General features: G+C 62.3%; 17 protein-coding genes and 1 tRNA gene. 14 read left to right on the top strand and 4 right to left on the bottom strand.

The genetic code is table 11. From position 1 onward, the window contains the following. The first annotated feature begins 142 nt into the window (after positions 1–142). Genes HY696_04705 through HY696_04685 form a run of 5 tightly spaced genes read left to right on the top strand, consistent with a single transcriptional unit; the run spans position 143 to position 6,432 of the window. Positions 143–1,792, top strand: coding sequence for a DUF885 domain-containing protein (locus tag HY696_04705; GenBank protein ID MBI4237706.1), 1,650 nt, complete (start codon positions 143–145; stop codon positions 1,790–1,792). After that, positions 1,789–2,298: a hypothetical protein gene (locus HY696_04700; GenBank protein ID MBI4237705.1), complete on the top strand. Its 510-nt coding sequence runs from the start codon at positions 1,789–1,791 to the stop codon at positions 2,296–2,298. The genes HY696_04705 and HY696_04700 overlap by 4 nt, the downstream gene beginning before the upstream one ends. Positions 2,299–2,305: 7 nt before the next feature. Further along, on the top strand, positions 2,306–4,330 hold the full coding sequence (locus tag HY696_04695) for a hypothetical protein (GenBank protein ID MBI4237704.1): 2,025 nt from the start codon (positions 2,306–2,308) through the stop codon (positions 4,328–4,330). A gap of 29 nt (positions 4,331–4,359) precedes the next feature. Beyond that, positions 4,360–5,706 (top strand): hypothetical protein, encoded by a 1,347-nt coding sequence (locus HY696_04690; GenBank protein ID MBI4237703.1) that lies wholly within the window; start codon positions 4,360–4,362, stop codon positions 5,704–5,706. 3 nt (positions 5,707–5,709) lie between these two features. Then, entirely contained in the window at positions 5,710–6,432 is a 723-nt protein-coding gene (locus HY696_04685; protein ID MBI4237702.1) for a hypothetical protein, read from the top strand. Positions 6,433–6,450: 18 nt separating this feature from the next. Here HY696_04685 and HY696_04680 read toward each other — a convergent pair whose 3' ends face one another. Then, positions 6,451–9,027, bottom strand: coding sequence for a hypothetical protein (locus tag HY696_04680; protein ID MBI4237701.1), 2,577 nt, complete (start codon positions 9,025–9,027; stop codon positions 6,451–6,453). 203 nt (positions 9,028–9,230) lie between these two features. Here HY696_04680 and HY696_04675 point away from each other — a divergent pair, with 203 nt between their 5' ends. The 5 genes from HY696_04675 (at position 9,231) to queG (ending at position 16,345) form a co-directional block, all read left to right on the top strand. Beyond that, on the top strand, positions 9,231–9,884 hold the full coding sequence (locus HY696_04675) for a hypothetical protein (GenBank protein MBI4237700.1): 654 nt from the start codon (positions 9,231–9,233) through the stop codon (positions 9,882–9,884). A gap of 12 nt (positions 9,885–9,896) precedes the next feature. Next, positions 9,897–11,306 carry a hypothetical protein gene (locus HY696_04670; protein MBI4237699.1) on the top strand — a complete coding sequence of 470 codons (1,410 nt, stop codon included), beginning with the start codon at positions 9,897–9,899 and terminating at the stop codon, positions 11,304–11,306. Beyond that, positions 11,303–13,888, top strand: a complete 2,586-nt coding sequence (locus HY696_04665) for a thrombospondin type 3 repeat-containing protein (protein ID MBI4237698.1) — start codon at positions 11,303–11,305, stop codon at positions 13,886–13,888. The genes HY696_04670 and HY696_04665 overlap by 4 nt, the downstream gene beginning before the upstream one ends. Positions 13,889–14,033: 145 nt before the next feature. Next, positions 14,034–15,110, top strand: a complete 1,077-nt coding sequence (locus HY696_04660) for an FAD-binding oxidoreductase (protein MBI4237697.1) — start codon at positions 14,034–14,036, stop codon at positions 15,108–15,110. A gap of 71 nt (positions 15,111–15,181) precedes the next feature. Beyond that, positions 15,182–16,345, top strand: coding sequence for a tRNA epoxyqueuosine(34) reductase QueG (gene queG, locus HY696_04655; GenBank protein MBI4237696.1), 1,164 nt, complete (start codon positions 15,182–15,184; stop codon positions 16,343–16,345). Here the strand turns inward: queG and HY696_04650 are convergent. Beyond that, positions 16,314–17,336, bottom strand: coding sequence for a redoxin domain-containing protein (locus HY696_04650; protein ID MBI4237695.1), 1,023 nt, complete (start codon positions 17,334–17,336; stop codon positions 16,314–16,316). The genes queG and HY696_04650 overlap by 32 nt on opposite strands. Before the next feature lie 141 nt (positions 17,337–17,477). On the opposite strand from HY696_04650, the gene HY696_04645 reads away from it, so the two are divergent. The 4 genes from HY696_04645 to HY696_04630 all read left to right on the top strand — a co-directional run bounded on the left by HY696_04645 (position 17,478) and on the right by HY696_04630 (position 20,270). Then, entirely contained in the window at positions 17,478–18,536 is a 1,059-nt protein-coding gene (locus HY696_04645) for an NAD(P)-dependent oxidoreductase (protein ID MBI4237694.1), read from the top strand. Between the two features lie 17 nt (positions 18,537–18,553). Further along, on the top strand, positions 18,554–19,096 hold the full coding sequence (locus tag HY696_04640; protein MBI4237693.1) for a hypothetical protein: 543 nt from the start codon (positions 18,554–18,556) through the stop codon (positions 19,094–19,096). A 67-nt stretch (positions 19,097–19,163) separates the two neighbouring features. Then, positions 19,164–19,236, top strand: a tRNA-Ala gene (locus HY696_04635). Positions 19,237–19,457: 221 nt separating this feature from the next. Then, positions 19,458–20,270, top strand: a complete 813-nt coding sequence (locus tag HY696_04630; protein MBI4237692.1) for a hypothetical protein — start codon at positions 19,458–19,460, stop codon at positions 20,268–20,270. A 14-nt stretch (positions 20,271–20,284) separates the two neighbouring features. Here HY696_04630 and HY696_04625 read toward each other — a convergent pair whose 3' ends face one another. Further along, positions 20,285–21,199: a hypothetical protein gene (locus HY696_04625; protein MBI4237691.1), complete on the bottom strand. Its 915-nt coding sequence runs from the start codon at positions 21,197–21,199 to the stop codon at positions 20,285–20,287. A 241-nt stretch (positions 21,200–21,440) separates the two neighbouring features. Further along, positions 21,441–23,084, bottom strand: a complete 1,644-nt coding sequence (locus tag HY696_04620) for a peptide ABC transporter substrate-binding protein (protein MBI4237690.1) — start codon at positions 23,082–23,084, stop codon at positions 21,441–21,443. Positions 23,085–23,105: the final 21 nt, after the last annotated feature.

Raw genomic sequence — 23,105 nt, 5'->3', positions numbered from 1 at the left:
ACAAAAAGTTGCGTGCGAAGCAATGAATCTGTTAGAGTTTTTCACACGATGGCGCAGGGGGCGCTTGCCGGACTTGCCCTTGGACTGCAACGGGGCGACCTAATTCGCCTGGCGTATTCACGCGTTAACCGAAGGGACTCGCATGACACACCCGCTCCCCGACCTCCCCTTTGACGACCGACACGATATCATCAAGAAAGAGAAACTCCTCGAATTTTTCCGACTCTCGCCCGAATTCGCCACGGTCACCGGATATCACGCGTTCGACGACCAGATGCCGCATGTCCACCGCGAGGCCTTCGAGACCGAATTCGCGTTCATCAATACATGGCTCCAAGAATTGCGCCGGATTCCACGCGAACAACTGAGCCAAGACCAACGACTCGACCTCGCGCTGTTCGAGCACTGTCATGCGTTGCACCACTTCTATTTTCGCGACCTCGACTTGTGGCAGCGCGGCCCCGAAGCGATCACCGAAATCGGCCAGATCCTCTTCATGACGTTGCTCGGTCAAGTGGCGGACGACGAAACGCGATTTCATAACATCGCCTCGCGCTTAGAAAGTGCTCCGGAATATGTGCGCGAGCATCAGTCGCGGATGCTGCCACCGCCGCGTCGCTGGCGCGACATTGCGCTGCAGACCACGACCGGCATGCTCTCGTTCTTCGACGCCATCACCGACGCCGCGCGGGCGAAGGCCTCACCGCAAACCGCGGCCCGTGTGGCGCGCGGCGCGGAGCAAGCCAAGGCCGAGGCCCACCGTTACGTCACCTGGCTGCAACAATCCCCGGTCGACGATCGCGAATTGTGGGTACTCGGCAAAGACCGGTTTCAGGAACTCCTGCGGCTGCGCAAACTCGGCATGGACGCGCAGGAAATCTTGGCGCTGGGCGAAGACGCGCTCGCCCGGTATGAAGCCGAACGACGCCGCCTCGCCAAGGAATTGATCGGCAGCGACGACATCGAAGCGGCCCAGCTTGCGATTCAGGCCGATGCCCCGCCCGACTTCGAAACCGCGTTGCGAGTAACACGCGAGACCTGCGAGGCCGCAAAGACCTTCTTACAACAACATCGCATCGTCGATCTTCCCGGCAACGAACGACTCGACATCATCGAAACGCCGGCCTTCTTGCGCCCGCTGATCCCGTTCGCCGCGATCTTTCCGCCGGCCCGGTTCGCGCCGGTACAACAAGGGACCTACATGGTCACGCCGCCGGCGGATATGAAACAGCTGGCGCGCCACTTGAATTACACGGCCATTTACAACACGGCCGTGCACGAGGCGTATCCAGGCCACCACCTCCAACTCTCCACCGCCAACTTGACCTGCTCGTTCCTCCGCAGCGCGACCTTCATCGGCGGCAAGTCGGCGGAACTGGTCGAAGGCTGGGCCCACTATTGCGAAGAGCTCATGAAACAGCACGGCTTCCACGACACGCTGCAAGGGCGCTTTAGCATGGTAAATGATCTTGTCTGGCGCGCGACGCGGGTAATCATCGACGTCAAGCTGTCGCAAGGCGAAATGAGCGTCGAGGCGGCAACGCAACTCCTGATGAAAAAAACCCACATCCCGTTGGAGGCCGCGCAGGCGGAATTGAATCGCTACACCCATTCGCCGACGTATCAATTGAGCTACTTGCTCGGCAAACATCTGATTCTCGACCTGAAGCGGGCGGTGCAGCAAAAAGAAGGCGCCACCTTCGACGAAGCGTCGTTCCACAACCGATTGCTGCATGCCGGATCGATTCCGGTTTCGGTGATTCGCCGGGATATTTTTGGAGTAGCGGCATGACGAACCGGGTCGTGCAGAGCTGCCTGGCACTGTGGCTGCTCATCGTGAGCATCAGCACGGTCGCCGGAGCGGCCGGGTTTCGGGGACGCTGTCAGGGAGGCGATGGACACGCGCACATCTGTCGGATGCAGTTTCAGAACGGGCGTTTAGAAATTCGGCACGACGCGTTTGCGGAGCCGTTGGCAATTGATCGCAGTAAAGTAGTGCGGGTCACGCTGGCACCGGCGGCCGCGACCGCGTCGCCAAGCGTGGTCAGTGTACCGAATGTTCGACTCCCGGAGACCTCGGCACAAGTCCCAGCACCGAGTAGCAATCCGAACGCGAATGCCGGCACGGTCTACGTTCCGACCACGCCGCCGGCCGATCCAGTACGACAGTTCGGCGTGACCTATCTCGATGCACAAGGCAATCGTCAGGGCATTTTAATTCAGATCCCCGCGGCGGAAACGGCCGGCTTGAAACTCCAACTCGAAACACTCACGGGCCATCCGGTCATTGAAGAGTAGTTATTTCATGAAGCTGGAATTTGAACTCGCCAAATCGCAACTCCTCGAGTCACTGCGCGACATGACGCGCCGTCCCAGCGCGGCGAAGAGCACGCCGACGACCGCTGCGCAGACAACGGCCGCTATCGAAGCCACGAGCGACGTCAGTTTTACCGAGGCGGCCGAACAGACCTCACAATTGTTGCAACAATGGATGACGCTGTTTCGCCAAGAAAGCCTCCGGCCGCTGATGCAGCTGCTGCAACGTGCGCCCGAATTAGGCCATCCGTTGCTGGCATTGGCGACCGCACTGCGGGATTTGCACGCTAACGATCAAGAAATGCGCGCCGCGACCGATTGGCTGGAGGCGTTAGCGCAGTTCGTCGACACCCCCGAACACGCGGAGGGCCCGGCCCCGCACTTCGGCGCCGCGCAACGCGCAACGCAATGGTTGGGCAAGGCCACGGCCCTCCTCACCAGCCAAGCTTCCGTCCCGCCGCAGGCTCGCGCCACGACCGGCGAAGTACTCCGCTTCCTGGCCACGAGTTTGCACGAATCGCCGCTGACGTTTGAACAGGAACTCTTCGCGTTGCCGGTCGCGCAGCAAGCCGGACTCACGCCGACCGAGTTGCAAACGCTGAGTCATCACGTCGAACCGATGCGTCTCGCACTCCTCTTGATTGCAGCGCGCCGCGCGGATCGTCCGCACGATCCCGACACGACACGGTCACTCACGGCCGGACTGCGCCAAGCCATCCAACAAGAACAGTCCGCACTGCTCGTCGTTGAATCGTGGGAGGCGCAACTCCATCCGACGCAATTGAAAAACTTCGATCCGAGCAAGCTGGCGACCGTGCATACGTTAGCGGAAGGCGCCACGGTCGTGTCGGAACACGACGAGGCCGCGCTCTGGTTGCAGGCACTGAGCATCAAACACGGCGTATTGCCGGACACGGCGTGGCAACTCGAGGCGGGCGAAGTCCATCCCGAATCCGGCGCCCCAGCCACGGTCTCGGCCCGTGACGCGGCGTTGCAAGGCGCGCTCTTCTACACAACCCATTTCCCGATCGGTCTGCACCGGCTCCACTTTCGCGTCCACGATGACGAGGCCGACACGGAAGGATTGGCGGAATTTCTCCTCTACGTCGTTCGCGAATATGGCGCGGAGGAAAAACCGCCGTCGCAACAGCATCCGCCACCACAACAACAGCCGCACGGCAACCCGTACCAGCAACACGCATTGGCCCCACCTACACCTACGCCCCTGCTCGGCACGATCGCCGTGCGGCTGAACACGCCGTTCATCCTCACAACGCCGTATCAGCACGATCGAACGATCGCCGCGCCGCTCCAAGTCGCATTCCATTTTCTGGCCGATCAAGTTGCACCCGCGACCCGCTTTTCGCGACGCGACTTTCTCACACTCGCCGAATCCCCCGAGGCCGGACAATTCCGCGCTGCGGTCCGCGCATTAGCACAGCAAGGCATCGGCGGCTTCGATCGCTATCTCGACGCATTGCAAGGGCTCTTTACTCGACTGGAGTCCACGCTTCCGGGCAGTGCCACCACATTGGAACGGGCAAAACATTATTTACGCAATGAAGTCCTCCTCTATTTGGTCGGCAAACGCGGCGCCGGCACCTCCGTGACCACGCCGATCGTCGCCGGCACCAGCCGCGGCGACGTCCTCGCCAGCGTCCTCTGCACCACCGCCGGCGTGATGGCTGCGGCGGAACACACGGCAGACGCGCTGGTCCATTTCGCCAGCGCCGCAGAGTTGGCCACCACGAAACCGTATTTTCTCAATCGTCTGGAGGAATTCTTCCGCGCGCTCCGCCACCGTCTCCCCGCCACCACGCCCGGCCCCGCCGAGGCCGCGGCGCTGCTCGGCACCCTCCCGATCCTTCCCCCCGGCCCTGGATTTCGGCCCGCCCGCGGCCTGACAACGCCCAAAGCGGCCTTGTTCGCGCAATATCTGCGGGTGCAGGACCGAGCGGATGAGAATACACAACATGGCAATCAGGCCGACTCACGCAACTTTTCCCGCTCGTGACCGATAATCTATCTGGAGCGCTACGGCATATGGCCTTACGAAAACCAGCCGCTACAGCCGCCGGGACTGCGCCGCAGCGATCCGTGCTGAGCGACGCACAGCGCACTACGATCGCCCGTGCGCGCGTCGCCCTTCGCCGCGAGGCGACGTATCTCAAAGCACATCCCATCGTTCCCGTCCAAGTGGCGTTGCCGCCACCCACACTGCGCGGCACACCCTATAACGATCGCCGCGGGGAATGGCCGTCGAATTATTACCTGATGCGCACGCCGTTTGGGGCCTTGCATGCGGCCGTCGCGCGACATGCCGCGCAGGCCGCACCGCCAGTGCGCGCCTTGGCGATCGGCGCGGGACACGGGATCGCGGAATTGGGACTGCGCCGCCGATTCGGCGTGGCCGTGCATCTGACGCAAATCGGGCCGGAATATAGCACGGCCCCGCATATGGCGGAGGTCTTCGACGCCACGCTGCCGATCCCCGACACCGGCGCGGCGTCCCCCTACTCGCTGGCAGACGCGCTCGCGTCGGCCGGCGACCTCCGGCCGTTCGATCTGATTTGGTCCATCTATGGCAATCTCCACGATGCAGGCGATCAACTCGCGATCATCCGGCGAGTCGTCGAACGGCTCCGAGTCGGCGGGGAATTTTTCCTGATGTGGGATATTCGCTCGCACATTCACCCCCAAACACGGTGGCACTTTGACACGATCCGCCACACCGCCGCGTTCTTCCGCGCGCGAGGGCTCGATATAGTGGCCACTGACGACCACGATCGCAGCACCGAGGCCTACGTCTGGGGGCGCAAATTGGCTCTCCACGTGCCGTTCGATGCGATTTGGCAGGACGCTGCGATGACGACCACAATCAAGACGAAGTCGGGACAGGAATTCAAGTCACCGAGTATCTGCGAAATCATGGATCGTTGGGGCAGCGAGTTGGGATTCCTGGAACGATTCATTGGCCGCGACGGACGACGCTATGATTTGCGTCCCACGATCCGCTTGTCGCCGGATACGGAGCCGATTCGTCTGCACCTCGCAGGGCTGGAAGAGGCCACGCGGTTGATGATGGCGGATCTCTTTGCCTGCTACGGCGTTCGCGCCGAACAGATGGCCAATATCTGCATAGGGCCAGGGAATGCCTCTGAAGACAAGTCACTCGATGAGGTAGTGCATTATTGTCTTGCGCCGTCGGAGTTGTCGGACTTGGAGGCCGGCCTACCACTCAGCACGCTGCTCATCCGCTCGCTCAGCTATGCGGCCGCACAGCAACTATTGAACGTCGGATTCAATTGCCCGTTTACGTTGCCGACAGCGGCGCCGAGCAGCACCACAAGCACGACGGCACGGACCGGCGGTCCGCGCATCTTTTGGTAAGCGATGCTCCGTCTCAACTGGCAGCGATTGCAACACGTCACACCAGGCGCTCGGTCACAGCAACGGCATGCCACACGTCTAGGGACCATGCTCAGCGGGGCCGCACCGCTCGCAATCCCTGAAGTGCACGCCGGTGCGATAGAACTCTGGCCGGTCGCGCTCGTCGGCCTGTGCGTGGCAGGATTCTTCTACGTCCGCGGACGGCTGCGGGCCGTGGATGCGCGAGAACGGCTGCAACAGGAGGCGATGCAACACACGATGCGCCAAGCCTGGCACGAGGCGGCGCCGCGCTGGGCAGAGGCCGGAGCGCTATTCGCCGTCGAGGCGACGCGGACCACACGCCACCCGACAATGGATCGAATCGATCCACGGATGTCACCACTGGTGCGAGGGGCCATCGACTGTTTCGCACTGGCCGGACTCGCGTACGCGGAGTTGCAGCATTCCGTGGACGAGGCGGCCGCGTGGCGCGAATGGAACTACTGGCAAACCGGCACGCGAGATGCGGAACGATTGTCGGCGAATGACATTCGCCTCTCGCGCGCCACCATGTATGAAGCCGCTGGCGACACCCTCGCCCGCTGGGCCGCACCGTTGGCGATCAACGAACGCACGCGCCTCCAGGCCGCGAGCAACCGTGCCTACCAGCGCGCACAGACGATTTATAAGACTTCAGGCCGACTCGCCGACTTCGGCCGCGTGCGGGGAAAGCGGACAACCCATTAAGAAGTCACCCATCACCGACTACTCCCCAATCGCCAAATCGATATGGAACGTCTGGACATTGGTCCAGTGATTCGCAGCATCGCTGGCGATTAACGTGCAATCGCGCGGCACAGCGACGACGGGGATCTTAATGGTAAACGTGACGCTGGTGGTCTTGCCGGGCGCCAGTTGGCCTTCGAAGGCGCCGGCTGGTTTTTGCGGCAGGCAACGAATCCCTAAATTTTGGATCGGGGCGACACTGTTTAACTGCACGCCCACGATCGTCAGCACCGAGTTCGGGGCGGCCGTGTACTGGTCGAGCAGGTTGGCGACACTGTATGGTGCCGGCGCAACCGCTGCAGCGCTCGCGTCTGGTGCGGGTGGCAGCGCGGGCTGCGGTTCGGACGGCGCAGTCCCGCCATCCGCAGGTGGTGCGGTGTCGGCGGCCGCATCAGCTGTTACGGGATTCTCCGCCGCGAGATCATCCACCGCCGCGCCACTGGAGGGTTCGCTGGGGGAAACGCTCGGTACCGCATCCGTCGCCATGCCGCCGCCGGTTTCATAGACCGACGTCGCGGGGATCGCAGGCAACGGCGGCAATCCCGTCGGCTCGCTGTCATTTGCGAGCGGCGCAGCGACCGCTTCAACCAACTCAGACGCAGGATCCTCTACGCCGGTATTGTCCGCCATTACGACGTCGGTCCGCGCCGTCGCTTTCCAATCTGCCAAGCCAACGCGCCGGACTGCCCCGCGCACCGTGGCCAACTTGGTCACGCCGATCCCCTGCTCGGCGATCTGCTCCGGGCCTACGACGCCGATTTCATAATCGCCGGGGATGTTCGTCTCCGTCTGGATCAACAGCCCGGGCCATCGCGTTTGTTGATCCAGCGCTTCGATCAGGCCGCCGCCCCCACCATGCGGCTCGTCGTCCACCGTGCGCGCCGTGGTCCACACCGCGCTACGTGCCAACGTGGCAATCTCTTTCCCGGTCGAGAGTCGGATCGCCACCAGCGACGGGGTGTCGCGCTGCACTTCCAACAGCAGCAGGTCCGACTCCGGCCAGAACGCGGCCAAGCGCGTGGGCCATTCATAACGCGCGAGCGGCGTGATCGCGCCATCGAGTTCGACCAAACCATAGTGCCAACCGATCGCCGTCCCGCCCTCCCCGATCGACAAAAAGGCGCACGGCATGTCGATCGTGTATCCCGCCGCAGTGTAATAATAATCGGTGGGCATCCCCTGCACGCGACAATCCACGCCCCGCACGAGGAACCTCACGCCGACCCGACCGACCACATCGCGCCACCGCACGACCACGCGCGGACCGGGATCTGAGCCGGCCGTCAACGGGAGATCGTAATCGACCAACAACGTCGGTTTTTCACTCACGATCGGATCAACCACCTTCAACATGGTGTGCCGTCGCGATGCGGACGGTGGCACGCCCTCGGCCGTATCGTCGGGCAGCGGTGCGCTCGGACTTACCGCCTCGATGGCCGTGTGGCGAAATGCAAATTCACCGGTCGGCAGGAAACCGCCGACGTCGTAGCTGCTGTTCGGCAACTTGAATCCCGAACTCGCACCTCCGACCGATTCCGGTGGCGCGGCCAGCGTCAGCCGGCGTGCGACATCCGTCGATTGGAGGAGCAGTTTACCGCCGCAACTCTGCCCCGCCACCCAGACGCCACCCTCGGGATCCGTGAACAGTCGGGCGTGCGCACATATTTCATCGAGCGCTTGCGCGGCGCCGTCGGCCACGGTGACCGCATACCAAAGATGACTATTCACACTCAGCAACGCGACCCCATCGCGTAGGTCTTCGAGCACCAGATGCGGACTCCCCGGCAACGCCGCCACGAGCGGTTGTAATGATGTCGCCGTCTCCACGCCGTTCAGCCCACGGCGCACCAAGTGCCACGCCCCGGCATGTTGCGCCACGAAGATGAGTTGATCGGTCGCGGCGTCGAAGCGCGGCACTCCGGCCCCGCGAGGGCGCCAGACCGTGACCATGTCGGCCAGGCTCGCGCCGGGGGACCACCAGACGACCGCGTGCCCGCCCCCGCCAGAGGCGGGTCCGCCTTCGGCGGAGGATGCAGAAGCGCCCATCGGCGACGGCAGCGGCGCATCGACGACAGCGCTCCCAGCCACCCCACCCGCGCGCCGAAAGAGCCACTCGCCATACGTCGTCAGTCCTTGCAATTGCAGATCCCCCAACAAGGTCCGCTGCGCCCGCACCACCAGTGGTTGCTCGGCCCGATAGACCCCAGGCGCGGTCCGCGCACCGATCCCGGCGACGGCCGGGGCGGCCTCTTTGGGCCGTTGTGGCGGCGGGAGATTCACGGAGAGCTTCGTTGTGGACTGCGACGATGGCAGCGTTGCAGCAGCATCAAGCGCGGGATGTTGGTCGTTGATCAGCACGGCGGCGTACAAATTGCCTTTATCGGTTTCGAGGTAGAGGGCCTTCGGCGTGGGCGGCAGCAACTGAATTGCCGGTGTGACGGGAGGCGGAGTCGCACTCCCGTCCGGATCGCCCCCGCTTTCTGTGGCCTGTTGATCGCTGCATCCGGAGAGCCCGAGCAACGCACTGCCCACCACGACCCACCTGGAAACCCGCATGTTTCCCCCTGTTCCGCCGATCCGCACATGAATCCGAACGCCGGGGTGAGAGCATAACATCGGATCCGAGCCGCGTCCACATCCGGGTTGCAGATGATGGAAATCATGCTATCCGCTGGCGAAGAAAAACACAGCCCACGCAACTTTTTCCGCCGGCAGCCGAACCATTAGGCGCAGGTCTTTTATCTCTGGGAGGCTACGTCATGGGTGATCTCACTGTCGGTGCGGCCGACCCCGCAGTCACCGCACGCTTTCTTATCGGCGTCACCGGTTCGTTGCAGTTGGGCGACATCCAACTGCACGCACCAAACGACGACGGGTATGCCGTCAGTTACGGCGGCCGCTCGATCGCGCCGCAAATCGGCGCGCAGCTCCGCTTCCGCAACCCCGATGTCGTCATCAACACCGCGCTGACGCTGCTAATCCAAAATTATTCCGCCTACACCTACGCTGAACCCTCGCCACGCGCCGGCCAGCGTCCACGCAACGCCGATCCGTTTTCAATCGTCACCGTGGGGCCGAGCTGCGCGCTCCAAGGCACGGTGGGAAAATGGGGACGCACGGAGGTCTACACCGGCCCATCGATCGCGGCATTAATCGGCGGACTTTCGATGAGCCCCGAGGCGGAAGTAGATGCCGGAGACGCGGACCATCCCTACAAGCAAGAACGGAATCACTTCATCTTCCAAGTGGAACTGGGCTACCACATCGGCGTCCGCTTCGCCGTCGGCGAGACGGCGGATTTGGCGATCGACCTCGCCGGCAAGGGGATCATGAACTATTACGACGACGGCGGCGTCACGACGACCCGCGATAGCTGGTGGCCGGTGGAACTCGGCGTACACCTCATTTTTTAGGAGACATGCTCTATGAGCGACCCAATCAATCTCTACCAACTGCTCAGTCGCGTCACGGCACCACTGAGCGCCCGACTCACAGCCGCAATGGTCGCGACTTGCGCGCCACTCCCAACGGTTGATCAATGGTTCGGCTCGCGACTGCAGCGGCATTGTCAAGATGCGGCTTCGATCACCAACACGCCGGCGGTCGATGGCTACAAAGAGGCGATTGTCGCCACCGCCGTGAACGGTTTCGGCAAGAAGCTGCAAATGGAGTGCACAGCGACCATCAATGCGGGCCAAGCAAAACTTCAATGCCGGCTCTTTACCGAAGTCCCACGGCCGCAGATCCGCCTGATGACGGCCGGGTACGCCGGTTGCGGCGGAGGTACACTAGACCGGCCCCCAGAAGACCCATTAGTGCAGGAAGTGGGCGGGTTCGATGTAGCGATCGACGGAACCACGGGACACGACACGCCGGCGCAATGGGACGTAGGCCCGGATCAGGCCGACGATGGCGCGACCGACGATACGCCGCCACCCCTTGATGCCGCCGCACCGGATGTCACCGGCCCGGATGGAGAAGAGCCGGATGCAGGCTTGGATGTCGAACCGGATGTTGGGCCGGAAATCATTGAAGACGTTGCGTCTCCGATCGATCCCGGCCCGGCTCCGGAAGACACTGCGGAGCCGGAGGCCTTTACACCCGATGATCCCGGCATGACACCAGTGGATGGCGACGGGGCAGAAACCGCGGAACCTGACGGCGCGGCCGACGCCGAGGCCCCAGAAGACGCGGAGTCCCCCGATATCAATACGGAAGACACCAACGAACCCGATGCTGAACCACTGCCGCCACCTGTCCCCGGCATCGCCCTCTGCACCAACGCGGACGAGAATGAAGGGCTCGGCGACGCCGCAGAATCGTTCTTCGCCACCCAGTGCCTTTACATGACCGCACTGCTCACCCACCCGGGCACGGCGCTGGAAGCCCCCGCCCCGCTCGCGGTCGAGACGTTCACCGTCACCGATCAAGGCGCCATTCAAATCACATTCGCCGGTGATCCGGAGACTCCGGGAAAGAACCACCCCACAAACCTGGTGGGGAAGACCATCACAGTCTATCCACCGGTGACCGACGAATCCGACCCCACCTATGTCTTCGAAAAAGATCCAGTCATCCTCGGCGGCATCTACCTCTGGGGTCACTATGATGTCCCGAACTACGACTTGCTGCCACCGGACGTTAAACTCGCGTTGGAACCGACGGTCCGACTCACGGTCGACGAAGCCGCCGGCATCATTCGCGTCACGACCTACCAACTACAGGGAGTCTCGCTGCTGCAGGAGACCTACTATTGGCCCTGTTTTTGGGATAGCGCGATGAGCGCGCTGGGCACGGACCTCAAACAGTGTGTCTCTGCGGAGGTGGCACCATGAACCGCAATGGCATCGCTCTCGCCCTCGGCTGCGGCCTCATGCTGAGTACACCACCACTCTTTGCTGCCGAGTGCCTCGTGACTGTGGCGACCGGCACCGGCGCCGGATCGCTGCCGGCGCGGGTTGCCGACCCCACATGTACGACCATCAAGTTCGACACGACCGCGATGAAAACTTCCACAGTCACGCTGTCCGCGACACTCGACCTCGCGAGCGGCGTCATTCTCGACGGGCAATTCGGCGCGGATGGGAGCGGCAAAGTCCGGATCACCGGAAATCTCGGCGCGAATATTCCGCTCTTCAAATTGACGAAGTCGGGCACCACACTGCGCCATGTGCAGCTGAGCCACCCGGATTCGACCATTCTCCAAATCGCCGGCAGTTCCAATACGACACTGCAAAACGACCATTTCAGCACCAGCAAAACCGGCGTTACTATCATCACCGGAACCGGCAATTGGCTCGACGCCACGACGTTTGCGGGCATCAGCCAATTCCCTATCCTGTTGGCCAACTCGGGGAATAAGAGCTTAGCGGCGCCGGTGCTAACCAGCGCGACTCTGGCGGCGAACCAAACGTGGAGCATTTCAGGCACGACCGGGGCGACCGTCACGAAAGTCGCGCTGTTCCGCGCCGACACCGCGTTTCCCGCGGTGCCGCAAGGGGCGGCGCTCGTCACGACCGCCAATGTGGCCGGCGGCACATTCACGCTCAGCGGCATTAGCGTCGACAATTTTCATCCCGGATACAATTACACCGCGCTCGCCTACGACGCGAATAAGAACACTTCCAAGTTTGCCGCGAATTTCCAGCCGACGAGTCAGCCGAATTTCTTTGCCGCCGTGCCGGCCTGTGCGACCGCCACGTGGTGGACCGACCTGACGGCGGGCGGCTGGGCCAAGGACTACGATGCCGGAGGCAAAGCGAATGGCGCCGAAGACGCGAATCACAACTGCGTGAAAGACGCCGGCGAAACCGATCCCGCGAATTTGTCCGACGACGCGCTCCCCGCCGACACGGACCAGGACGGCATCAGCGACGCGACCGACAATTGCCCGACCACGAAAAATGCGAACCAACTCGACACCGACGGCGACAAACTCGGTGACGTCTGCGACAGCGACGACGACGGCGACACGGTCGCGGATACATCCGACAATTGTCCGCTGAGCCCGAACGTCAAACAGGACGACACCGATGGCGATAAAACCGGCAACGCCTGCGACAGCGACGACGACAACGACGGCGCGCTCGACGCGGCCGACAATTGCCCCTTCACGGCTAACGCGAACCAACTCGATACCGACGGCGACAAACTCGGCGACGTCTGCGACAGCGACGACGACGCGGACGGCATCGCCGACGCGTCCGACAATTGTCCGCTCACCGGCAACGCCGCCCAACTGAACACCGACGCAGACACACTCGGTGATCCGTGCGATCCCGACGACGACAACGACGGAGATGCCGACGTAGCCGACAATTGCCCGCTGGCCAGCAATCCCGATCAACTCGACAGCGACGCCGACGGACTGGGCGACGTCTGCGATGCCGTCAACGACAACGATGTCGACGACGACGGCGTGGCCGATGACACCGACAACTGCGTGGACGTCTCGAATCCGGACCAAACGGACGGCGACGGCAACGGCATCGGCGATATGTGCGATAACGCAGGCGTGGACACCGACAGCGACGGCGTGGCGGATACAACCGACAACTGCGTCACCGCGGCCAACGCCGATCAACTCGACGCCGACGACGACGCCTCCGGCGACGTCTGCGACGCGGACGACGACGGTGACGCCACGGACGACGAGGACGACAACTGCCCGTCAACCGCCAACGCCGACCAACTCGACAGCGACACCGATCTGTTCGGCGACGCCTGCGACACGGACGACGACGGCGACGGCGTGCCGGATGACCACGATAATTGCACGAACGTGGCCAATATCAGCCAAGCCGACGCCGACCTCGACGGAGCCGGCGACGCCTGTGACGCCGTGAACGACAGCGACGCGGACACCGTGCCGAACGGAGTCGACAATTGTCCGCTCATGCCCAACTTAGAACAGCTGAACACCGACGGCGACATCTTCGGCGACGCGTGCGACGCAGACGACGACAACGATGGCCGCGCGGATGCGCTCGACAACTGCCCGTGGGATCAGAACGCCGATCAACTCGACAGCGACGGCGACAAAATCGGCGACGCGTGCGCGGACGGCATCGGTCACGCGGATGACACCGATGCCGACGGCGTCGGCAACGGCGCAGACAACTGCCCGTTCATCGGCAACACCGCGCAAGAAGACACCGACGACGATGGAAACGGCGACGACTGCGACGCCGATCGCGACGGCGACGGACTGGCCAATGAAGAGGATAACTGCGCGCTGCGCGACAATCCAACGCAGGCCGACGCCGATCAAGACGGCTTCGGCGACGCGTGCGACGTGTCGGATGATCAAACGGCGATCGCAACCAGCACAACCGGGGAAACCCCTGCGGCACCCCCGGCCAGCACCGAATCCCCCGCCGCCCCCACCGAAGGCGGCTGCAGTTTGATTGCCCCATAACCCCACCTCCGCAAGTACATCGCAGCGGGGACAGGTACCTTGCGATCCGCTATTTTCGGGCATCGCAAGGTACCTGTCCCCGCTGCGATGATTTAGGTGCCGACTGCATTGACCTGGGTCGGGATTCGGCATACGACGCGATTCCATGCAACACGCCGACATTGTCATCATCGGGGCCGGGTTTGCGGGGGCGGCATGCGCGTATTTCCTCGCCGCCCAAGGCTGCCATGATGTCGTCGTCGTGGAACAAGCACCATCCGCCGGGATGGCCGCATCTGGCCGCAACGCGCAAATGGCGCGCCAATTCACGCTCGATCCCGCGTTCCATCCATTCGCCGTCGAAGGCACGCATTTCCTCTATGCCCCGCCGGCGGAGATTGCCCCCCATCCGCTGATCCGCGCCGTCGGCTCGATGATCTTGCTCGATCCGGCGCGCATCGCGGACACCGAACGCGCCGTCGCAGCCGCACACCACACTGGCATGCAGGCCACGCTCATTCGCGGCGCCGAAGCGATGGCCCGCGTGCCGGTGCTGCAGTTGCGCGACGACGAACGGGTCGTCTGGACACCGACCGACGGGATCGTCGACAGCGACGCGCTGTTGCACGGCTTCCTCCGCGCGGCCACCCAACGCGGCGCCCAACTGATCACCAACGCGCCGGTCCGGCTGATCGTCGAGACGGCGGAAGGGTTTCTCCTCAAGGCCGGCGAGGAAGCGCTCACGGCCCGGGTCGTCGTCAACGCCGCCGGCGCGTGGGCCGGTCACGTCGCAGGGCTGGCGGGCCTGCCGAATCACGGACTCACGGCGTATCGCCGCCACTTGTTTATCACGGAACCGACCCCGCTCATCCGCCCCGATTGGCCGTTCGTTTGGGACGACCAACATCACTGCTATTTTCGCCCCGAAGGTGGCGGCGCGCTGATGAGTCCCTGCGACGAAACTGAAGCCGCAGCCGACAGCGACGACGCCGTTGATCCGTACCAGCGCGGCGCATTGCAAGAAAAACTCGCGCATCGCATGCCCGCACTCGCGCGATTGCCATTCGCCCGCGGTTGGACGGGACTCCGCACCTTCACACCGGATCGGCATTTCTTGCTCGGCTGGGACGCGCAGTTCCCCCGCTTCTATTGGATCGCCGGCCTCGGCGGGCACGGCGTCACCTGTGCCGCAGCCGTGGGTCGCCGCGCGGCGGAAGCATTGCTGCAAGGAGCCGGATCATGAGCAGATGTGGTGCTACATGGCTCCGCCATCTTGCACTTTGCATTTTGCACTTTGCATTTTGAAATGCCCTTATGCCGACCGTCGACGAGCTCCGCTCTGCCGCCCAACAACTTGGTTTCACCACCTGCGGCGTTGCCCCGATCTCCGCATCCCCCTCTTGGGCCGCACAACTCGACACCTGGCTCCGCGACGGCTGCCACGGCGAAATGGCCTGGATGGCCCGCAACGCGGACCGACGCGCCGATCCACGCCGCATCCTCGCAAACGCGCACTCGATCATTTCCGTCACGCTGAATTACTACACGCCACATCCGCAAACCGACGATCCGCTGCGCGGCCGCATCTCCCGCTACGCGTGGGGCGACGACTATCATGACGTGATGCTCCCACGACTGCGACAACTGCTGGCGTGGATCCAGACGCAAGACCCGGAAGCCGAAGGCGTGGCCTACGTCGACACCGGCCCAGTCATGGAAAAACCGTGGGCCGCGCACGCCGGACTCGGTTGGCAAGGCAAACACACCAACTTGATCGACCCGCAACGCGGCTCGTGGCTGTTTGTCGGGGAGATCTTAACAACGGTGACTGACATAGAATGTGCGCCCACCTTCCCACCTCCGAAGAACGACGGACGTCCGCTCCCTTCGGTCACTGGGACGAAGGACGAAACAGCGGAAGCAGTTTCGTCCCACGTCCTACGTCCTACGTCCCTCGGGCACTGCGGTACCTGCACCCGCTGCCTCGATATCTGTCCGACGCGCGCGATCATTGCGCCGTATCAACTCGATGCGCGGCGCTGCATCTCATATCTCACGATCGAACATCCGGGCTCGATCCCCGTCGAATTGCGCCCATTACTCGGCAACCACATTTATGGGTGCGACCTCTGCCAAGCGGTTTGTCCCTGGAATCGCTTCGCGACGCCGACTCCGGAGCCTGCGTTTCAGCCGCGCGCCGCAAACCTCAATCCGACGCTGCTCGAGTTGCTGGCTCTCACCGACGAGACGTTTCGTGAAAGCTTCCGCGACTCGCCGATCAAACGCATCAAACGCCGCCGCTTGTTGCGCAACGTCGCTGTGGCGCTCGGCAACAGCCGCGATCCGCAAGCCCTCCCGGCCTTGGAACGCGCGCTCCACGACCCGGAACCGCTGATCCGTGAACACGCCACATGGGCGATTACCACAATCACCGGCGAGCCACAGATTAACTCTGCACACAACAACTCACAAACGTGAACGCATACGCCGCTAGACCCGGCGTGGTGGTGCGGAGTTCCAACGTGTGCTCGCCGTACGTGGGATTCTTGATCAATGCATACATGCGAGGGGTCGTGACCGCGACACGCGCCTGACCGGCAGTGATCGCCACATCCGCGCCGGCCACATCTGCCGCCAGCGGCGCGTCGTCCTGCCACACTTCCAGCGCACCACCGTTTGTTCCTGGATGGAGCACCAGATTCACTTCAACGGCCCGATACGATACGCGCAGCGACCCGGCAACCGAGTCGCCCTGCGGGGACCGAAACGTCAGCGATTCCGGTCCGCATTGCCAAATACCGTCCACATATAACCTTCCCTCTTCTCGTGCCGCCGTGGCGACAAATCGCTGCTCCGCGTCCGCGCGAAACCCTTCCGTATTGCCCAAGCGTCCGCGCCGATACCCGCAATACAATTCTGGTGTGACGCGGTAGCAAACGGCGCCGCTCCCATCCGTTTCGCGCAGCGGCGATAACACGGACGGCGGCGTGAATGCCGGATCGCGCTGCTGCAGCAACGTCTGGATCGCGACCTCGGTCGCTTGATACGCGCCTTCGCCGAAATGGGCGTAGCGCAGATAGCCGTGGGCATCGATTAAGTACTTCGCCGGCCAATATTGATTCTCGAACGCGCGCCAAATCGCGTAGTCGTTGTCGAGCACGATCGGGTACCGGAGGTCAAACTCCGCAATGCCGCGCTCCACGTTGCGCTGTTCGTGGGCGAATGGAAATTCTGGGGCATGCACGCCGAGGATCGTCAATCCATGCGCAGCGTAGCGATCGTGCCACAAGCGCAAATACGGCAACGTGCGGATACAATTCACGCAGGTATAATCCCAGAAATCGACGCAGACGACACTTCCTCGCAGCGCCTGCAACGACGTCGGCGCGGCATTAAACCACGGCAACGCCAAGGCCCCGACACTTGCAATCTCCGGAGCCAGCACTTCCGGCGGCAACAAGACACTCATCCAACATCCTTTCGTGCGCAACGCTCCCTACTCGGTCGCGTCGCGGTCATTACTACCGCGGGCCACAGCTCCGCTCAAGCGAAGCTGCCCTTACTCCATTATTTTGACAGTGCGTCCATGCAGCGCTATACAGTCGCTCCCATGGCCGAGCAACTCTTGAGTCTCGTGACCGGGGCGTCCGGATTTATCGGCAGCCATATGGTCGAGGCCTTGCTCCGAGTCGGACACCGCGTCCGCGCCACCGATCTGCCGCAATCGCTCCAAACGGACGATCGCGTCCGGGGCCGTTTCCCCAGCATTTTGCGCCAATCCGGTGTTGAAGTCGTGCCGGCCGATCTCACGCAATTGGAGCAGATCCCCGCGTTAGTCCGCGACGTCGACTACGTATTTCACATCGCCGGCGTGTTTAATTACACCGCGCCGTGGGAACTGCTCCATCTCGTGAACGTCGAGGCGACGCGGAATCTGGCCGAAGCGATCATCGCCCATCGGCGCCACGCGCGGATCGTTGTCTGGGGAGCGGGCGGCATTTACGAAACCAAGGCGCCTGGAGAACGGTTGCAATATCCGATCGACGAGCGCGGCAAGGCGGCGCCGGTCAATCGGTATCTCCGTTCGAAGTGGCAACAGGAACAACTCGTCTTCGACATGCATCGGTTCTTAGGCTTGCGCGCCAGCATCGTCCGACCGTTCACCGTCTACGGGCCGCGCGGCGTCTACGGCGGCGGCCAAATGATCACCACGTTCGCCAAGACGCGGCGTCCGCGCATTCCCCGCAATTTCACGGCGCGAGTCCCCTTTACCCACGTACATGACCTTTGCAACGCTGCCATTTTTCTGGCGCAGCGCGACGACACCATCGGCGAGGCGTACAACATCGTCGACGACTCGGCGTACAGCTTGGCCGAAGTGATCCGCATCGTGGCCGGGGCCCGTGGCTATCGCGCGTATTGGGTGATGCCGATCCCGATCTGGCTGGTTCGCCAACTCGCATACATCGCGGGTTTCTGCATGCGTCAACTTTCCCGGATCACCAGACAACCACCGGTCATCGAGACCCAGGCCGTGAAATTGCTCGGCGTGGATCATTGGTATTCGAACGAAAAACTCAAGGCCCTCGGCTTCCAATGCCGGTATCCGGATGCAAAGACTGGACTGATCGAAACCGTCCGTTGGTATGAAACGAATGGCTGGATTTAACCCCATGCGGAGGCACTATGCTGCTCACGTTCATCGTCGACCCACCGTTCTTGCTCTTTCTCGGCTATCTCTTCGCGTGCGCGCTACCGATCGTCACTGACACCCGCGCGGCGTTCAAATCGCGCGCGTTTTGGGCGGGGATGGTCGTGGTCACGATCTTCAACATCGCCGTCGGGATCAGCTACTGGTGGTTCCCCGATTGGATGTGGATGTACATGCTGCGTCCGTCGGAATGGTCGCCGCCGGCCCGGGTCATTATGTTGGCGGGCGGACTGTTGGCGTACTATCTCTTTTTCCGCCTCGGCTTCGCCGGCGGCGTCAAAGTGCGCAGCGAGGGGCGCAAACCGTGGGGCTATGTCTTCATGTGCGGACTGCTCAGCCTCGTCATCATCGCGCCGGTCTTCGACCAGTATTACCACGTTGGGACGTATCGCGAGTACCTGCTGAAGGTCGCGCCGCCGCTCCCGCAATCGCCGCTCGGCCTGGTCTACAACATCGCGCTCCCGGTCATGCTGATCGTCGGCGCGCTGCTCTACCGCTGGGCCGGCAGGGAACGGTGAGCTGCTTGGCACGAGTATTTGACAAGGCCCGCCCGGCATAATAGCAACGCCAAAGCTTCAGGATAGAGGGGCAGTAGCTCAGTTGGGAGAGCGCCACGTTCGCAACGTGGAGGTCGGCGGTTCGATCCCGCTCTGCTCCACCGAAGGGAAAGCGGCATCCAGCAGTGGTTGGGTGCCGTTTTTTTATCCAAATGGCGCATTGCTGACTTCTAATTCGGGTGATGATCAAACCGCACCGCGCGTTTTGTCCCCAGCCACCAGTCACCAATTCAGCCTTGCAGATCCATCGCTTAACCCAGCACACAACTCTGCCTCGCGGCGGTTCCGATACATTATACGAACCATTAACGAGGAGAAAACTATGGCCCCGCCGATCAGTCGCAGTGAAGCTTGCATCAACACGCCGTCGCACCATCGCAACTTGAACATCTGTTTCAAAGACGCGAATGGGAATGGGAAACTCGACGACAAAGATACTGCGACCGTGCAGGAGCTGGATGGTCAGGGCGATGTACAAAGTTCCAAAACGGTCTCAGTCGAGGATGGCCTGGGGACGGCGGCCAAAGAACGGTATCTCGGCGAGAAAAAACCTGATCTCAAAGCGGGCGCGGAGGCAATGCGACAGTTGGTGAATGGGCAATTCCAGGCAGACCGTGGCGAGGACCCACGTGCCGCGCTAGACGCCGCGAAGAGGGCTCATGGCGTGGCACAGGGAAAAAATGGCGCCACGCCGCTGGCGGGTGACCTCAACAGGGTCCTCTTTGATTCGTATCGCGCACGAGCCACGGCGGCCATGCAAAAAGGCGATTTGGCCGCGTTTGACAAGGAAGATGCGGCCTTCAGAAAAGAGTTCGGGATCCAGACGGAAAAGGATGATGGCAGTTTTAACGATTACGCTGACACGATGGGCAGCCTTCGCGCCGAATGTCGCTACAATCTCTTGATGAACCAGGCGATGGAACAGGCCAAGGCCGGAGCGGATTGGGGCCAGGTCTCAAAATTGATCACGAAGGCGCGTGATCTGGCGAGGGGCGCGGAACGAGACGATTTGGTTAACAGAACTTATGCTGGCGGCAGTGGGGGCAAAAGCATGGGTTTCACGCTGATCCGTTCCGCCTGGGCCGCCGCGCGCGCCAAACAACAGCCAACCAAGGCAGTCGGGACCGACAAATAATACCAGAACGTCGCTTATTCACAGACAAATGGATTGACGCCGGCCAGCGCGCGAATCGCCTCCACATCCGCGCGGGCCGGCTCGTAATCGGGTTGGCGACAAAAACTCTGCTGCAGATGGGCCAGCCGCAAGTCACCGTCTCGGAGCGCCTCGGTCGCGTAGAGCTGGGAGAGCGCGTGGTGGACGCGGTAATTCTCGGGATCGAACTCGAGTGCCAGTTGTAAACGATCATGGGCGCATGTTTCCGGCTGCTCCGCCGTGACACAGCGGCCGTGCTGGACTTCATTATAGAGGGCGTACGCGACCAGGCCGGCAGCGCCCTGCACGATCGCGATATTCAGCGGTGTCTTCCCCCAAGGAAATCCGGCGGGATCGAAAAATTCCCGCTGGACTTCCAACAGCAGATGATCGCGCGGACCGTGCATATCGTGCAGCAGGTCCACGTTGCGGATCGGGATGCCCGCGAGCCGTCCGGCCGCGAAATACAAACTGCCGAACGCGAAGCAGTCGCCGACGCCGTTACGCAACGCAGCGGCCCCCGAAACGGCCTCGGACGGCGGAACGTTCGTTCGGCCGCCATAGAACGCGACGTCCCACACCTCGGTCACGACTTGATGCATGCCGACGACATCGTGCGGCTGTCGCTCCGCCAGCGCCAATGCCCAGCGAATCGCGTCGGATTGAGGAACAACCGGTGCGGTCACGATCATCGGCAACGGAATGGCCAAAGACTGCAGCTGTTCGGTAATCGGCGCTGGCAGCGGGGCCGCACAGCGACGGCCGTCGATCACGGCATGATATTGTTGCTGCATCTCATCGAGCGCGACATCCAGCGCGGCCTGATAGACGGCAGTCGAATTCGCCAACGCCTCGGCGGGCATCCCGACACCCACCAACACTGCCCGCAAGGTTTCGATTCGGTCGGCCATTGCCCATACAGTATCGGCAGATTGTTGGAAATGTTGCCTGAGTAGGTTTGACTTCCTTATTATCCCCTCGCCCCGACGGGGAGAGGGTCCCGCCGCAGGCGGGGGGTGAGGGTCCGAGTAGGTTTGACTTCACTTGCTGCGCTCCCCCTCACCCAGCCCTCTCCCCAAAGGGAGAGGGAGACATTCCCCTCGCCCCGACGGGGAGAGGGATCCGCCGGAGGCGGAGGGTGAGGGTCAGATGCTACTGCCGCGCGGTCGCCGTCCCCTCCAGCGAGACGAACTTCAGCGGATGGATGTCGAGCAGCGTGGGATAGAACCCTTTTACATAGGGGCGGATCAGCATCATTTTCTTATACGTGAACATTTGGATGATCGGCGCCTCGCGCAATAATAACGCCTCGGCCTGTTGCATCAATTCATTGCGGTGCGCGACATTGGGCTCTTTCGTCACTTGCGCGATCAAGCCGTCGAATTCGGCGTTTTTCCATCCAGTGCGGTTATTGCCGGAAGTACTAGTGAAGAGTTCAAGAAACGTCGTCGGATCCACATAGTCGCCGATCCAGCCGGCGCGGATGATCTGGTAATGGAGCTGATCCATCGTCTTCAGATACGTTTTCCACTCTTCGTTCTGTAGCGTGACCTGAATCCCGAGATGTTGCTTCCACATCTGTTGCACCACTTGCGCCACGAGTTTGTGTTTGTCGTCGGTGTTGTAGGTAAACGTCAGCGGCGGAAACGCACTCGGGTCGGGATATCCCGCTTCGGTGAGCAACTTCTTCGCCTCCGCCGGATTGAAGTCCCAGCCCGGCGGCGGGACATAGTCGCCTAAGCCGCGCGGCGTCAGGCTCGTAGACGGGATTTCGGTTTTTTGCAGATATTGCTCCGCCAAGGCCTGGCGATCGATCGCCATCGCCAACGCCTGGCGCACTTTCGGATTGTCGAGCGGCGGCTGCGTGACGTTCATCCGATAAAAGTAACTCGCCAAATACGGCCCGGTGACCATATCCGGCCGCTCGAGCAGCGAGGCCCGCTTCACCGCCGGCAGTTCCCACGCCACGTCGAGCTGTCCCGATTCGTACATCTTGAAGGCCGTTTCTTTGTCTTCGATCGGGTGGAGGCGCACACCGGGCAGTTTCACGTTGGCCGCGTCCCAGTAGTGGGGATTCTTGACGACCGTGATCTCTTTGTTCGGGACCCACGTCTGCATCGTGAAGGCGCCGTTGGAGAGGATGTGCTCCGGCTTGGTCCATTCGGTGCCGAATTGTTCGACGACCCGCTGCGGCACCGGGCGATAGGCCTCAAAGCGGACTAATTGCGGAAAAAATGGCGTCGGGTGTTCCAGCGTGACTTGGATGGTGTGCGCATCCGGCGCCTTGAAGCCGAGTTGCGCCGGATCGGTCAGGGCGCCGGTGTTATAGGCGCGCCCGTTCTTGATGTAGTAAAAAATGTATGCGTAGGGGGCCCCGGTCTTCGGATTCAACACCCGTTCCCACGAATAGAGAAAGTCTTGCGCGGTAAGCGGACTCCCGTCCGACCATTTGGCCGTACTCCGCAAGTGGAACGTATAGACGAGTCCGTCCGGAGAGAGATCGTACGTTTCCGCGACACCAGGGACGTGCTTGCCGGAATCTTTCGGATCGTATTCGAGCAGACCTTCGAACAACGCCCGCACGACATTGCCGTCCGGTTGACCGCTCACCATGCCGGGATCGATATATTCCGGTTCAGCGAGATTGAAGAATTCCAGATACCGGTCACTCGTTGGTGACGCAGCTGCAGTCGACACCGGCGCTGTGGCGACTGCCGGTGGTGCGGGTTTCTTCGCGCAGGCCGCCAAACTCAACACGGCTAGAAAGAGCGGCGCACAAATCGATCGACGCGACATCCTCATCTCCCCCTCACCCTG

The sequence above is a fragment of the Deltaproteobacteria bacterium genome, assembly GCA_016210045.1.
Classification (GTDB): domain Bacteria; phylum UBA10199; class UBA10199.
Note: the sequence above shows the minus strand (reverse complement) of the source record. Positions and strands in the feature narration are given on the sequence as shown.